Source organism: Paenibacillus sp. FSL H8-0280 (assembly GCF_045040665.1).
In the GTDB taxonomy this organism is placed as follows: domain Bacteria; phylum Bacillota; class Bacilli; order Paenibacillales; family Paenibacillaceae; genus Paenibacillus; species Paenibacillus xylanexedens_A.
Window position 1 is genome coordinate 3,690,588 of record NZ_CP150296.1, and the last position, 15,460, is coordinate 3,706,047.

The window sequence follows — 15,460 nt, forward strand, 5'->3', positions numbered from 1 at the left end:
TGCGAAGGAGGAACTATCTTGTCAGATATTATTATCTCGAATATTGGTCCGAATATAAGTTCGCAATTCGATGAGCTGATTGTATCGGAAAAAACCCCAATTGTGGAGTTAACATCTGCATATGGTCTATCCATTCTAAGAGATTCCGTTACAACCACTGGGGATGGTACGGTTACCAATGATGCAACCGAATTTAATCTAAGCAATACCACTAACGGAACAGATTCGGCCATTCTAGAAAGTGTATTACGAGGTAGATACGAGCCAGGATTCGCAGGAGAGGCCGGAATCGGCGTTCGAATACCTATACTGCCGATAGGCAATCAGATTGGAAGATGGGGATTTTTTGACGATCAGAACGGGGCCTTTTTTGGAGTAAATAGCACAAATGTATTCGTGGTCATACGGCGAGGAGGCTCCGATACAACATTTCCTCAAAGTTCATGGAATGTAGACCGATTAGATGGAACAGGTCCGAGTGGAGTGACACTTAGTTTATCTAAAGGGAATATATTCCAAATCGTATTTACTTGGTATGGATATGGAGTAATCGAATTTAGAGTGGTCATCCCTAATCCGGCGACATTAGCGCAAGAGGTATTTACCGTCCACCGATTCTCCCCAACTGGTCAAACGAGTTTTATTGACCCCAATCTTCCATTAAGAGCACAAATCGATAATAACGGAACTGCAGAAGCTTATACCCTTTTTGTAGGAGGAAGACAATATAGTATTATCGGAAAATATGATCCTACCTTTAGAGTCACTTCGGAAAGGAGGAGGGTTACCAATCTCACATCAACACTAACACCCGTCCTATCATTTACAAGAAAAGCAATCTTCCCTTCGGGATCAGCTAGAACGAACTCTGTTCAAGTGGATCTAGAAGAAATAAACATTATCTCATCCGTAGATCTTAGTTATCAAGTACTTGTGGGTGGAACTCTCGACGGAGCATTTATTAATTATCCAACAGCTACAACGATCATTCCCGATAGCGAAACAGCTCTGTTGGTAAACAACTCTTCTACGACGATTACCGGAGGAGAAGTAGTGTTTCAAGGTGTTACAGGAGGCGGAACAGGAGGAAACAGGATATTAGCTTCTTCAGAACTATTCGATTTCACGCTTCCTGAAAATCAGGTCGTAACATTAGCTGTATCAAATATTGGTGGGGCAGGCTCAAATATAGTTGATGTGGTATTTAGTGTTGCTGAGAGCTGGTAAAACCTCAGGTCATAGTGAAATACAGTAAATGTTGGAAAGGGGTAAGAGAGAATGATTTTATCCACCGGTCCGATAGAAAATAATCCTGTTAATAGTGTAAGGCCGACACAACAGTTGACGATCAAAATAGATAATCGCAACTTAGTCGATGGCTCAAATATCTTGATTCAGGGTTATTATTTGAATGGAACAAGAACACTATATGTACTTGAGTTAATTTCTATAAATCCTAATCAAGTCCTAACCAAAAATTATTACGCAGACTTTAATTCTTTTGAATTTGTCTTTACAACGAGCGGTTTAGCAGAGCAACAAGATCAAATTTCAGTTTGGGGTAAAGATGCTGCCGGACAGCTTGTCTCGGCGCATCGCTTAGTAGCTTCTGAACAACTTGACGAAGCATAAGAAGCAAGAATTTGATAATATTTGTATTTTTGCGAGATAAACTAAAGGAACACGGTGTAAAATCAAAGCTTGAACCTATGTCGTGGAAAATGCTCTAAACGTTTTCAATGCGCATGGGCATGAACTTAAGTGGATTTGCTGTTCAGAAAGAAGCAACCAGAATAACATTGTTCCATTTAAAGTTGTCGAGGGACAAGAACATATTCCCATTGAAGTCGCTATATTTAAGCGGCTTTTTTTATTTTATCGGTACAAGTTCGTGTCCCGAGCCAAGGACAAGAACTTGTACCGATTGCCGATTAGATGTGTACTTAACTAAAAAGTACATAAGCCCTCATTAGTACCGAATAATTTTATATAAGAACAGAATCATATTAAAATATATTACTTATGTAACATTTCTCAAAGAAAGACTCTTCAACTATAGTCTTTCTTTTTTGTCTCAAACTCTCAATAAAAACAGGTAGTTATCTGGATAAACTTAATTGAGCGAGTAAAAATGAAATAAAAATTGCTTCTCGATCGTGTATGCGATATATTGCATATAAGAATAATTGTAATGAGGATGAAAACAATGCCAATTCCTAAAGATTTTTCCTTACCAGTCCGTATGTCCGCAAAAGAAAGAGCGTTTTCTCAGATTCAGCGATGGATCATTGATGGAACACTGCAACCAGGTGAAAAGCTTATTGATGCGGAAATGGCTGAATCGCTTGGAGTCAGCCGGACACCGATTCGGGAGGCATTTCAGTTACTCGAAGTTCAAGGCCTCGTGTCCATGCATCCAGGAAAAGAAACAAAAGTAACGAATATTGAGAAAAACGATATTTTTAAGATGTATTCAACGATGGCTGCTCTTCAGGCCTTAGCTGCTGAAATCACCGCCCAAACTATTGTTCCAGAACAGATCGAGAAACTAAGATCCATAAATTTGGAATTCGCAAGTTCTATTAAAAATGGACAAGTTTATCAGGCTATGGAGGTGGATGAGCAATTTCATAATCATATTGTGGAGCTCTCAGATAATCCTTATGTAGCTACATTTAATACATCTCTTCAGATTCACATTAGGCGATTTAAATACGTATTTTTAAAACAACCTATTACGGCTACACTAGCTTCAGTTGAAGAACATGATCAGATTATTAAAGCTTTTGAAGGCAAAAATAGCAACGATGCCCATAATTTAATGAAACAAAATTTTATTCGACCGATGCAGGAACTGAACGAAATACTTTGAAATGAGGGAAGAAACATGGAAAATAAAAAAGATCTTCGCATTCGAAGCAAGGTAATCAGTGAAGGTGCTAACCGGGTACCGAACAGAGCGATGCTGCGTGCAGTTGGATTTCAAGATGAGGATTTTAAAAAGCCAATGATCGGAATAGCAAGTACGTGGAGTGAAGTAACACCGTGTAATATGCACATCAATGATTTAGCGGTGCAAGCTAAGCAAGGCGCACGTAATAACGGCGGTGCTCCACTAATTTTTAATACGATTACCGTTTCTGATGGGATCTCGATGGGGCATGGCGGGATGTTGTTCTCGCTACCAAGTCGGGAAGCTATAGCTGATTCAATTGAAATTGTGACCGGAGCCGAGCGTTTTGACGGCGTTGTTGCGATCGGTGGTTGTGACAAGAATACGCCTGCATGTCTGATGGCTATCGGACGCATGAACATTCCTTCCGTTTATGTATATGGGGGAACCATTCAACCTGGTAATCTCGACGGTAAAAAAGTGGATATCGTTTCAGCATTTGAAGCCGTTGGGCAATATCAAGATGGAAAAATAACAGATGAACAATTGCATAAGGTCGAATGCAGTGTTTGTCCAGGTCCAGGGGCTTGTGGGGGGATGTATACCGCTAATACGATGGCCGCAGCTGCAGAAGCAATGGGTATGTGTTTGCCTGGTTCTTCTTCGACATCAGCTATCTCAGCGGATAAAGCATTGGAATGCGAAGCAGCCGGTAAGCAGGTCATCTCACTTCTTGAACAGGAAATCTACCCAAGAGACATTATGACGAAGAAAGCATTTGAGAATGCGATCACCGTTGTTATGGCTCTAGGGGGATCAACCAATGCATTTCTCCATCTGCTAGCTATTGCGCACTCCGTAGAAGTGGATTTAACCTTGGATGATTTTGAACGAATTCGCTTGCGTGTTCCTCATTTGGCAGATCTGAAGCCAAGTGGTCAGTATGTCATGCAGGATTTGAATGATATTGGTGGTGTTTCCGGGGTAATGAAGCTATTGCTTGCTGAGGGATTACTTCATGGGGATTGCCTCACCGTAACTGGTAAAACGTTGGCGGAGAATTTAGCGGAAGCTGCTCCACTTCAGAATGATCAAGAGATTATACGTCCACTCAATAATCCGCTTAAACCAAATGGACCACTGGTTGTGCTTCGAGGAAACCTAGCTCCTGAAGGCGCTGTTGCCAAAATGTCAGGCATGAAGATACAACAGTTTTCCGGACCGACAAAGGTGTACGATAGCGAAGATGAAGCGACAGAAGCGATCATGAATGATGAAATTCAAGAAGGGGACGTATTGGTCATACGCTATTGTGGACCGAAGGGTGGACCAGGTATGCCTGAGATGCTTTCCGTTACAGCACTCATTGTAGGAAAAGGTCTCGGGGGGAAAGTTGCTCTCATAACAGATGGTAGGTTCTCCGGTGGATCGCATGGATTTGTAGTCGGCCATGTATCCCCTGAGGCACAAGTAGGTGGACCGATCTCTTTGCTCCAAAGTGGAGATATTATCACCATTGATAGCGACATTCAGGAAATTAAGGTTGAAGTGCCAGAAGAAGAGTTGGCCGCTCGAGCGCAAGCTTGGGTACAACCGCCACTGAAAGTGAAGTCCGGTGTACTTGCCAAATATGCTAAATTAGTTTCCTCCGCTTCCAAAGGGGCAGTAACAGATTTGATGGAATAAGACAAATAAACATTAATGCTGCATATAAAATGGGAATGGAGAATCTGCTACAACGAATGCATGAAGCACGCGAAACAAAAAAACGCCAGCTTTAGAGATCAAGAAGTTCGCAAGAAAATGATGAAGAATACGTCAAAAGATTAAATTATTAACCCCCGTTTGTTTTATCATTTGAAAATTAACGGGGGTTTGTTTTGTCGAGGGACAAGAACATATTCCGATCCTCGCCAAAGTTTTTTACTATACCCTGAGTCGTTCAACTAATTTCACTGCTATTTCTTCGCATCTCCACTAAAGGTATTTCAATTGTAGTAATATTCATAATTTTAGCTATGGTAGATTGTCAAACCCTATAACTGCCAGTTCATCCGGTATTCAAATTCCTTCCTACGGGATGCAAAAGGGAGACAGCGCACCTAAAGTTACAGAACAGGAACAGCTTGAGCAGGTTGTTCAGACACTGAAAGAATGGATGAAATCAGTACAAAAATAAAAAAAGGACCGTAAGTGTTCATCTTTCATCGATGAATGCTTTCGGTCCTTCTATGTTTATCCTGCACTAATGAACGACGGTATCAGTTTCCGCCTCTCTTGGTTAACGTCTTCGGATGGCTCCACCGCGTGCCAGAGCGAAGAAGATGAGCAGGGCAATAATCGAGCCAACGATGGCGGGAATAATATGAAATCCGCCAATTACCGGCCCCCTTGGTCCCAACAATTCTGTTCCTAACCAGGAACCGATAAAACCCGCAATAATGTTCCCAAGTACACCGCCCGGTACGTCCCGCCCAATCAAGTTGCCGCTTAACCAGCCAATAAGTCCACCAACAATGAGTACCCAGAGCAGATCCATGAATTGTTCTCCTTTCTTCGGGTTTATTACAAGTTATGTTGGGCTCAGTGGAATATACCTCATCTTCCAGTTGGTGGAGAAATCTAAAGCGCCTGTGCTAAGATGGGTTAATAGTTGTTTAAGCTCGTGTAAACAAGGATAGATAGGGGTGTACAGTTGAAGAAAATCCTAGTCATTGATGATGAAATCGCAATTCGAGATTTAATTGAGCTGGTGCTAAGGAGAGAAAACTACGATGTGCAGACCGCAGAGGACGGCAAAACGGGCCTGCAGCTACTCGACTCTTTTCAACCCGATTTAGTGGTACTTGACTTGATGCTGCCAGACTGCTCCGGCTATGAGTTGTGTAAGGAAATCACCGGAAAGCGTGCCATCCCTGTGATCATGCTCTCTGCCAAAAATGAGGTAATCGACAAGGTGTTGGGACTTGAACTAGGCGCGGAAGATTATATGACCAAACCCTTTGACAATCGTGAATTGCTCGCCCGAATCAAGGTCATTCTGAGAAGAAACGAGAGCAAGGAGGAATCCATTGAAGGAACAGAAGTGAAATCTACACGCATCATTCATGAAGAGCTGACATTTGATCTGGAAAGCCGAAGGGTGCTAAAAAACGGTGTACCCGTGTCTTTAACGGCCAAAGAGTTTAAAATTCTGGAAACGTTACTCAAAAGGCCAGACAAAATCTTTACCCGGGATGAGCTGCTGCAGATCGGATGGGGATATGACTTTATGGGAGACAGTCGAAGTGTAGATATGACCATCATGCGGTTAAGGAAGAAGCTGGAGGATAACGCGGACGAACCGAAATATGTCAGGACGATCTATGGATTTGGCTATCAACTTGGAGGTGGCGAGGCCTGAAGTATGCAACCCGGTTACTGCTGAATTATTTATTTTTCTCCGTGCTGTCCTTTGGCATCATCATTTTTGCGGTGAATAAAGCCATCGATTACTACAGCTTCATTACCATTGAGAAACAGATGATGGAGAAAGCGGATCTGTCCGAGTTGTCCTTCCGTGAGGTGTTGTCACAGCATAGGTCATCTTCAGGAGAGCCCCAGACCAAGGAAATTGTCAGACTTGCTCTGGAGAAGCTGAAAGCTTCAGGCAAGGAAGTACGTATCTATGACAGCTCCAAGCAGTTGCTGGGCTTGGCTGTGGATGGCATCATCATTAATGATGGCAAACCTCTTATTTTCGCAAAAAATATTGATAAAGCACTGAGCGGCAGTTATGCCTACACCGTAACGGAAGATCATCTGCTGTATTTTGCGACGCCCATTCAGGATCAATTCTACGAAAACGCTTATGTGTATGAGTTCGTGGAGGACATTTCCTACTTTTATGCGATCATGGATCAAATCCGTTATATCCTGTTTGTCGGTGCAGGCGGATTTATTGTGCTGATTACGTTATCCAGCCTGTGGATTGCCCGCAACACAACCAAGCCGATTAAGCAGTTGCTTGGCGCTGCGCAAAGTTTCTCCAGACAGGAGTTTCGGAGAGTTCATCTAAACCGGAAGGATGAGTTGGGCATGCTGGCAGATGGGCTGGACTCCATGGGGCGGCAGCTTCATGATTACATTCAGTACCAGAAACAATTTGTCTCCAACGTATCTCACGAGTTAAAAACACCCTTGGCAGCCATTCGTGGTTTCTCTCAATACTTGGTTGAAGGGGAGACTGAGAACAAGGAGCTGCAAAAAATATATGCTCATCTGCTGCAGGAATCGGATCGGCTGACACGTTTGATTAATGAACTGTTGTTGTTATCCCGATTCGACAAGGCTGGTTCTAACGAACTGGAACTTGAGAAGACGGAAATGAACGAACTGATTCAGCAAGTCGTAATGAATATGGGAGCCAAGGCTAAGGATAAAGAGATCGAGATCAGAGTCAGTCAAGCGGAGGAAGAACCGGATGATGAGGGTACGACAAGAGTTTACGCCAACGTAAATCCAATGCTGATGTCTCATGCGATTGCCAATCTTGTGGATAATGCCATCAAATATTCTGGCAGTCCATCGCTGATCGAATTGAATTTGGAATATACGCCAAGCGAGGTAGTTATACGGATACGTGATCAAGGTATCGGCATCTCGGGCGAGGAGCTGGAACGAGTGCAGGAACGCTTTTACCGAGCGAGAAATGCTAGCACAGCAAACGGCTCAGGTCTTGGACTTTCCATTTGCAAAGAGATTGTAGAGCGGTTTAATGGATATATCGACATCGAAAGTCAAATCGGGGAAGGAACGACCGTTACCATTGTGTTGCCCCGTGCGGAAACACAATCGTAAATAATTAACGTTACAAGATTGGTACATTTCTGTTATGAGACTAACAAATGTTTTATTTATAATCACTTCATAAGAACAAATCACACATTTATGGAGGGATCATGATGAAATTGATAAACAAAGCAACAGGTGTTATCGTACTAGGTGCTTTACTAACGGTGGCATTAACGGGCTGTCAGTCCAATGATGCTACGCCCCCAGCAACCGGACAGAACACAGCGAATGAACAGAGCAAAGGCGAAGGAGCAACAAATGCTAATGCGCCTGCTTCCGAAACTTCTGAAGAAAAGGGTAGTGAAGCCATAAAGGAAGGTTCGATGGAGAAGGAAGGCAATGTGGTGCTGAAGGAACTTGCTTTTGTCTATAATGAGCACACTATTGCGATTTCGGATACAGCGAATGAAGATCAGATGGAACAGATGCTGGGCAAACCGGATAACCTGAAATCTCATACGTACAGTGCTGACGATGGAACAAACATGGATACGTTAATCGGTTTTACAGAAAAGGTATACACGTATCCTGGTCTGGAGATTAAAACAATCAGTATACCGGAGGGCAAACAAGACTCCATCTTTCATATCGAAATCACAGATCCTAAGTACACGACAGTGCGAAACATTAAAGCAGGAGATAGTCTGGATACACTCAAAAATGCCTACCCTGAGGGGAAACTACTTGGTGATGGAGCCCCTGATGAGGAGGATGACTTCCGTTACGAGCCATCCAATTATGTGGATGTGATGTCGTTTCATATCAAGGATGCCAAGGTGGAGAGTATTCAAATCTACAGCCTTCTGGACTAATATTTAGTGATCGATGTTGGTAAACCTTTTAACGATTCAACTTTAATACCTGCCCGGGAGAGGGGCAGGTATTTTCTATTTAGCGGCTTTTTTAAGCTGACGGCACGTTAGCTTGGTGATAGGTTTTTTTGATTGTCTAGGAGGGGAATATAGGTGTATTATCTGTACCCAGGCTGTTACGATCAGATATAATAGAAAATAGTTATTAGTCAGATTATATAGTATCAATATACTTAGAAAAGAAGTTGGTGGAATAGATGAGAAAAAACACAAACTCAAAAAAACGAATAACCCTGAAGGATGTAGCAGAGCACGCAGGTGTTTCTACAACGACTGCTTCGCTAGTGGTTAGAAATAATCCCAGAATTCCGCAAGCCACTCGTGAAAGAGTTTTAAATTCAATTGAGGAATTAGGTTACATCTACGACAGGGTAGCTGCAAATATGCGTTCACAAAGTTCAAATTTGGTTGGAGTCATTGTGACCAATATTGCAAACAAATTCATTTCAGAATTTCTGATTGGAGCACAAAATAAACTTGAGGAATTCGGATACACTGTATTACTTGGTACAACTTCTGACAATGCAACAAAGCAACAAAATTTAATCTCTACTATGGTAGAACATAGAATTGACGGTCTGATTTTAAATCCTTCTTCCATTAGTTTAGAAAAGACCGTAAAACAATTAAATAATCTGAAAACCCCTCTGGTACTAGCTAACCGGGAATTGTACAGCATTAGCGCTGATTATGCAGGTATCGACTATGAAGAAGGAGCATACCTGGCTACGACGCACTTAGCAAAAAAAGGACATCAAAGAATTGCATTTCTAGGTGGTGTCAAAGAATCTTCGACATGGGTAAAAAGGATGGATGGATATCGTAAGGCCTTCAAAGACCATAATCTAGAACTTGAAGAGAGTATCATAATAGCTAGCGATCCTACAAGCGAAGGAGGAGAGGAAGCTGCGAGGTTATTATTAAAATCCCCAAATCCTCCTTCAGCCATTTTTTGCTTTAGTGATTTGATTGCTTTTGGAGTCATGAAAGTCTTAACTAAAGAGGGCATCGTTGTTGGTCGTGACGTAGATGTTGTCGGATTTGATAATATACCTGATGCAGAAAATTACCACCCACCTCTGACGACGGTCTCATCCTTTCCTAAATTGATAGGCATTCAAGCAGCCAAGCTTCTGCATAGCAAGATTATTGGTGAGAATGAAGGAATTCAGCGTATGATTCTTAAACCAGAGCTGGTCATAAGAGATACATCGAAATAAAAAATTTCCCCAAAATAAAATGATGGATGAAACTGAAAAACACCTCCGAGTGAGAAAATGGATCGTGATCTAACGTTCCAAGTATCGCTCGAAGGTGTTTTTTTGATTTTCACATTTTAATACTTAAGATAGCCCCACTAGGACACAGAATATAATAACTAAAAAAACCCTGTGAAATTTATCACAATATTGACACATTTTTTTGTGAGGAGTATAGTAAGTTTTGCGCAATAATTAGTATATCGATATACTTGATTTTATCCTTATAATTAGAAGTGTATTTTATTTAAATTCATTTTATTTTGTACATCGATATACCTCTGTTTATGCATCAAGGTATATTTCCTAATATAGGAGTACAGAATTGTATCATTAGGGGGCAAAGAAATGTAATTATTATATCGAGTTGTTGAACTTGTATTTTAGCAAAGGGGACAACAAATGAAATATCCGCACCTAAAAATGGGATTAGGGATTTACCTAAGCTATTTACTATTGGGAATGGTCAGTATCATACTCGCTTCAAATATGAATTTTTTATCCGAGCGACTACATGTTGCCCCAACAGACATCAGCTTGCTTATCTCTGTTGTTGGGATTGGCCACTTAGTAACAATAAATATTGCTGGTAAGTTATCCGATCGTTTTGGCAGAAAACCTTTGATCATTGCAGCTGCGTTGCTATACGCTGTTTTTCTTGTTGGAATACCATTAACAACTCACTTTCAGATTGCGCTCTTATTCGCTTTTTTAGCCGGAATAAGTAATTCGCTTCTGGATTCCGGTTCTTACCCAGCCTTGAATGAAAGCTATCAAGAAGCAGCAGGCACTGCAATTGTGTTAATAAAAGCATTTATGTCAGTAGGAGCTATCATTCTACCGGCTTTAGTAACATTTTTAATGTCTAAAGAACTATTTTTTGGTTATGCATTTTTCATTCCTGCCATTCTGTTTGTTTTTTTAGGTATGTATTTTGTGACCATTCGCTTTCCTGGAATGACTGTCCAAAACTCCGACAAGGAGAAAAACGAGAAGCTTTCCAGTGATCAGAAGACCGACTTGTATAGTTGGAAAGAAGGTGCTGCTCTGGTCATCATCGGTTTTTTTTCTGTATCGTTGTCAACAGTCATTCAGACATGGCTGCCTACTTATGGTAACCAAGTCTTACAGCTAAATGAGAAAAAGGCAGTGGAGTTACTTAGTTTTTACAGCATGGGTGGATTAATTTGTATCTTGGTGCTTGCTTTCTTATTAAAAAAGTTCATTAAACCTATTACGGCAATGGTCGTTACACCTGGAATAGCAACCGTCGTTTTAATTGTACTGCTGACGTTCCGTAATCCAGTCATTGCTCCGTTTATTGCATTTTTTCTTGGGTTGTTCACCTCAGGAATGTATCAATTAGCTATGACGGTCATGATTGATTTATTTCCAGCTAGAAAAGGGGTAAGCGTATCTTATGTAAGTGCTTCTGCTAGCGTAGCTTTTATGGTTATTCCTTTTATCACAAGTTTACTCGTTAAACATATAGGAATATCTGCTGTGTTTTATTTTGACTTATGCATTGCTGTGATGAGTACATGTCTAGCGCTTTATTTATCAAAGCAAATAAGATCAATTTCAAAATAATGTTTCACCAAATATTTGCTTGTAATATACACGGAGGGGAAGCAAATGAAGAATCCATATATTAAAACGTCTCTTGGCATGTACTTGAATTACTTTATGCTTGGGATGATCAATATCATTATAGCTTCAAATATGAGTGCCCTATCAGATAACTACAATCAACCTGTTGAAAAGATTAGTTTGCTTGTTTCTGCAATTGGTATCGGTAAGCTGATAGCTCTATTCTTTGCCGGCCGGTTGTCCGATAAAATCGGTCGTAAACCAATCATCATTACAGGAAGTTTTCTGTATTTACTGTTCCTTGTTGGTATTCCTTTAATGTCAAGCTATCCTGTGGCCTTTGTATTGGCCATCACTGCCGGAATAGCAAATTCATTGCTGGATTCAGGAACATACCCAGCATTGATTGAATCATTTCCTAAGAAATCTAGTTCGGCTACGGTTTTGGTCAAAGCGATCATGTCCATCGGAGCCACGTTACTGCCATTCATTCTCGCGTATCTAGTTGCCAACGATATCTCTTGGGGCTGGTCATTTTATGCTTTGGGAATCTTGTTCCTGATCAGTGGAATTTACTTGATCTTTATGCCGTTCCCAGCGTTTAAGTCCAACTCAAAAGATGAAGCAGATAGTGCAACCTACAAAAATCATTTCAAGGAAGAACCGAAGTTTTGGGGAGAAGGATTGGCAATCATCCTTATCGGTTTTACTTCCACAGCATTGTTTGTGGTTTGGCAAACATGGCTTCCAGAGCTTGGGTCTAAATATATTGGACTAAGTGAGAATGTCTCGATAAAACTTTTAAGTTACTTTAGCATTGGGGCATTGGTTTCGGTACTTTTGCTTGCAGCTGTATTAGACAAGTTCATAAAACCAATTACTGTGATGATCTTATATCCAACGATAGCCTTCCTATCCATGCTGAGCTTGTTCTTTATTCAATCATATACAATTGTTATTATCATGACGTTTATCTTGGGATTGTCCACTTCCGGTACCTTCCAATTGGCTATCACTATAATGACAAGATTCTTCGTTAAAAACAAAGGAACGACAACATCTTATGTGAATATAGCAGGAAGTGCTGCTTTTATATTGGTTCCCTTCATATCGAGCTTCTTAGTGGGACAGATCGGTATTTCCATGACACTTGTTTTTGATATGGTCATTGCTTGTTTGAGTGTATTGCTTGCAGTTTTTGTACTTATCCGAGGAAAAAAAGTGTTTCAATAAAAATTCAACTCATAAGGAGTCTTTCAAATGAATAACGATAAAAATCTTGCCAAAATTGACGCAAAAACAACTTTAGTTGGATTACTTGCAACACCAATCGGACATAGCGTTTCCCCACAAATGCACAATGTCGGTTATACGATCAGTGGGTTGAACTATGCATATTTGGCTTTTGAGGTTGGGCCAGAGAAGTTGAAAGAAACAGTTGAAGGTATGAAAGCAATGGGCGTTGCAGGATTCAATGTGTCCATGCCAAACAAAATCGATGTTATTCAGTATTTGGACGAGCTGGATGATACCGCTAAATTCTCAAGAGCCAGTAATACCGTCGTAAATAAAAATGGCAAGTTGGTCGGATATAATACGGACGGATTAGGTTACGTAAAAAATCTTGAAGAACATGGAGTCGAGCTAAACGGGAAAAAAGTAACTTTAGTCGGTTCTGGAGGTGCTGCAACACCGATCGCTATTCAGTTGGTTCAATCAGGCATTAAAGAGATTAGTATCTTCGCCAGAAATGACAAATTCTTCTCCAAGGCAGAAGAAAATGCAGCATATATTAACAATGAGATGAAACACTTCGGCGTGAAGGCTAACGTTTTCCCTTTGGAAGATAAAGAAGCATTTCGTAAAGAAATCGCAGATAGTGCTATCTTAGCGAACGCTACAAGCTTGGGCATGAAACCATTAGATGAATTGAGTATTGTTGACGATGTAGAAGATGTGTTACGCAAAGATTTGGTAGTAACCGATGTTGTATACAATCCTCGCAAAACAAAACTGTTAAAACAGGCCGAAGCTGCTGGTGCCAAAGCGATTAACGGTCTCGGTATGGTGTTATGGCAAGGCGCACTTGCTTACAAACTATTTACAGGAGAAGATATGCCAATTGCAGAGGTGAAAGAGAGCGTATTTGGTACAGAGATATGAATGGATAATAGGGTAAGTTAATATTAGAGTTATTACAGTTGAAAACCAAAAACTGCTCTTATTAAAGCCGCTATGTTTAGCGGCTTTTTTCTTTTTCCGGTATAAGTTCGTTTCCTGAGCCAACAGCACGAACTTATACCGATTGCCGAAATGGGCAAAAATATAGTCCGACTAATATAAATATTTACCTCTTGCATAAAGAACGTGTGTTCGGTTTATAATATATACAAACATACGTTCTTAAAAGTACAGGGGTGATTTCAGTGTTGGCTAAGCAGCGAACCATTATGCTCATTGATATGCAGAGCTTTTATGCTTCAGTCGAGAAGGCGAAAATGCCTCAATACAAAAATAGACCACTCGCCGTCGCTGGCGATCCAGCAAGACGTTCTGGAATTATCCTTGCCGCTTGTCCGTTGGCCAAAGCTAAAGGTGTATCTACCGCGGAACCACTCTGGCAGTCTCTTCAGAAGTGTCCTGAACTGATCATTGTGAAACCACACATGCAAGAATACATTGAAGTATCCACCCAAATCATGTCCATTATTGAGGAGTTCACCGATCTGGTCGAACCGTACAGTATAGACGAATTATTCGCTGATTTTACAGGGTCTATGCATCTATTCGGTAATGATCCAATTGATTTGGCCAAGCAAATTCAAGACAAAATCTATAATGAAACAGGCGTTTACGCGAGAGCTGGCATTGGTGAAAACAAAATTATCAGTAAATTGTGCTGCGATATGATTGCTAAAAAAGCTGAGGGTGGCATTTTCCACTTAAAGAAAGAGGAATTACACCTCCACATTGGAGATAAGCCCATCCGCGATATGTGGGGGATTGGCTCAAGAATGGAAAAACATCTGTGGAAGATGGGCATCCGAACCATTAGAGACCTGGCGAATACGTCTCTTTCCAAATTAAGAAGTAAGTGGGGTGTTAATGGAGAAGTCATCTGGCGAGTGGCAAATGGACTCGACAATTCACCAGTAACCGTCAATACACACAGTACACAAAAGGATATCGGAAACGGAATGACCCTGCCAAGAGATTTCATAGAGGCTTGGGAGATCGAAGTAGTTATCCTCGATATCTGTACAGAAGTGTGCAGAAGAGCCCGTAAAAAGGGACTGATGGGTAGTGTCGTTTCCGTGAGTGTATCTGGAGCCGACTTCGACCAACCAACGGGTTTTCACAGGCAAGTTAAACTGTCTGATCCAACAAACATAACCGTTGATGTGTGCAAACTAGCCAAACGCATATTTCATCAACATTGGGATGGGCAACCTGTGCGCCGTGTTGGCGTATCCCTGTCTCAATTATCCAACGCGGATACATATCAACTATCTTTTTTTGATGATCAAGAGCAGAAACGAGCCATTGATCAGGTGATGGACGACATTAAGGATCGATTTGGCGACATTGCCATTCTACGAGCGAGCTCCATTACGGCTGCTGGCCAAGCGATCGATCGAGCATCTAAAATTGGGGGGCATTACAAATGAGCAAAAAACTGGAGGCCAATGGATTATGGGAATCGAGCCGCATGATGCTTCCACAACATAAAGAACGAATTATACAGCATCGTACTCAAATTCATTATCAAACGAAACCACTGATTCATCAAGATGAGTGGGAGATTATTACTCAGAATATAGATATGTCTCTCAATTATACATTGCAAGCCGCCTTTGAAGTATTTAATGAGTCAGGCAATCGGTATATACACGGAATCGTCACTTCAGTCAGTTCCTTTGGAAAGAAAATAAAAATTGAAATGGAGAATGGATTTGAATGGGTCGATTTTGATCAATTGGTCGCTGTAAAACTTGAAGAAGGAGGCGTGTAAG

At 41.1% G+C, this 15,460-nt stretch carries 14 protein-coding genes; 13 read left to right on the forward strand and 1 reads right to left on the reverse strand.

What is annotated here, in order from left to right:
- Positions 1 to 18: 18 nt before the first annotated feature.
- The 4 genes from MHI12_RS16290 to ilvD all read left to right on the forward strand — a co-directional run bounded on the left by MHI12_RS16290 (position 19) and on the right by ilvD (position 4,579).
- Positions 19 to 1,227, forward strand: coding sequence for a hypothetical protein (locus MHI12_RS16290; protein ID WP_405169736.1), 1,209 nt, complete (start codon positions 19 to 21; stop codon positions 1,225 to 1,227).
- Positions 1,228 to 1,278: 51 nt separating this feature from the next.
- Positions 1,279 to 1,632, forward strand: a complete 354-nt coding sequence (locus MHI12_RS16295; RefSeq protein WP_405169737.1) for a hypothetical protein — start codon at positions 1,279 to 1,281, stop codon at positions 1,630 to 1,632.
- A gap of 574 nt (positions 1,633 to 2,206) precedes the next feature.
- Positions 2,207 to 2,872, forward strand: coding sequence for a GntR family transcriptional regulator (locus tag MHI12_RS16300; RefSeq protein ID WP_091029830.1), 666 nt, complete (start codon positions 2,207 to 2,209; stop codon positions 2,870 to 2,872).
- A 15-nt stretch (positions 2,873 to 2,887) separates the two neighbouring features.
- Positions 2,888 to 4,579: a dihydroxy-acid dehydratase gene (ilvD, locus tag MHI12_RS16305; RefSeq protein ID WP_405169738.1), complete on the forward strand. Its 1,692-nt coding sequence runs from the start codon at positions 2,888 to 2,890 to the stop codon at positions 4,577 to 4,579.
- A gap of 595 nt (positions 4,580 to 5,174) precedes the next feature.
- On the opposite strand, the gene MHI12_RS16310 is transcribed toward ilvD, so the two are convergent.
- Complete coding sequence (locus MHI12_RS16310) at positions 5,175 to 5,432, reverse strand: GlsB/YeaQ/YmgE family stress response membrane protein (RefSeq protein WP_405169739.1); 258 nt, start codon at positions 5,430 to 5,432, stop codon at positions 5,175 to 5,177.
- A gap of 156 nt (positions 5,433 to 5,588) precedes the next feature.
- Between MHI12_RS16310 and MHI12_RS16315 the strand changes: the two genes are divergently transcribed.
- From MHI12_RS16315 to MHI12_RS16355, 9 genes are all read left to right on the forward strand, one after another.
- Complete coding sequence (locus tag MHI12_RS16315) at positions 5,589 to 6,296, forward strand: response regulator transcription factor (protein ID WP_405169740.1); 708 nt, start codon at positions 5,589 to 5,591, stop codon at positions 6,294 to 6,296.
- A 71-nt stretch (positions 6,297 to 6,367) separates the two neighbouring features.
- Positions 6,368 to 7,732 (forward strand): sensor histidine kinase, encoded by a 1,365-nt coding sequence (locus MHI12_RS16320; protein ID WP_405169741.1) that lies wholly within the window; start codon positions 6,368 to 6,370, stop codon positions 7,730 to 7,732.
- A gap of 101 nt (positions 7,733 to 7,833) precedes the next feature.
- Complete coding sequence (locus tag MHI12_RS16325) at positions 7,834 to 8,538, forward strand: hypothetical protein (protein ID WP_405169742.1); 705 nt, start codon at positions 7,834 to 7,836, stop codon at positions 8,536 to 8,538.
- Between the two features lie 257 nt (positions 8,539 to 8,795).
- Entirely contained in the window at positions 8,796 to 9,818 is a 1,023-nt protein-coding gene (locus MHI12_RS16330) for a LacI family DNA-binding transcriptional regulator (RefSeq protein WP_341007662.1), read from the forward strand.
- Between the two features lie 441 nt (positions 9,819 to 10,259).
- On the forward strand, positions 10,260 to 11,447 hold the full coding sequence (locus tag MHI12_RS16335; RefSeq protein ID WP_405169743.1) for an MFS transporter: 1,188 nt from the start codon (positions 10,260 to 10,262) through the stop codon (positions 11,445 to 11,447).
- A gap of 45 nt (positions 11,448 to 11,492) precedes the next feature.
- Positions 11,493 to 12,680 carry an MFS transporter gene (locus MHI12_RS16340; RefSeq protein ID WP_315935625.1) on the forward strand — a complete coding sequence of 396 codons (1,188 nt, stop codon included), beginning with the start codon at positions 11,493 to 11,495 and terminating at the stop codon, positions 12,678 to 12,680.
- 27 nt (positions 12,681 to 12,707) lie between these two features.
- Positions 12,708 to 13,610, forward strand: coding sequence for a shikimate dehydrogenase (aroE, locus tag MHI12_RS16345; protein ID WP_341007664.1), 903 nt, complete (start codon positions 12,708 to 12,710; stop codon positions 13,608 to 13,610).
- A 287-nt stretch (positions 13,611 to 13,897) separates the two neighbouring features.
- Entirely contained in the window at positions 13,898 to 15,115 is a 1,218-nt protein-coding gene (locus MHI12_RS16350) for a DNA polymerase IV (protein WP_405173009.1), read from the forward strand.
- Complete coding sequence (locus MHI12_RS16355) at positions 15,112 to 15,459, forward strand: YolD-like family protein (RefSeq protein WP_341007666.1); 348 nt, start codon at positions 15,112 to 15,114, stop codon at positions 15,457 to 15,459. The genes MHI12_RS16350 and MHI12_RS16355 overlap by 4 nt, the downstream gene beginning before the upstream one ends.
- The last annotated feature ends 1 nt before the right edge of the window (position 15,460 follow it).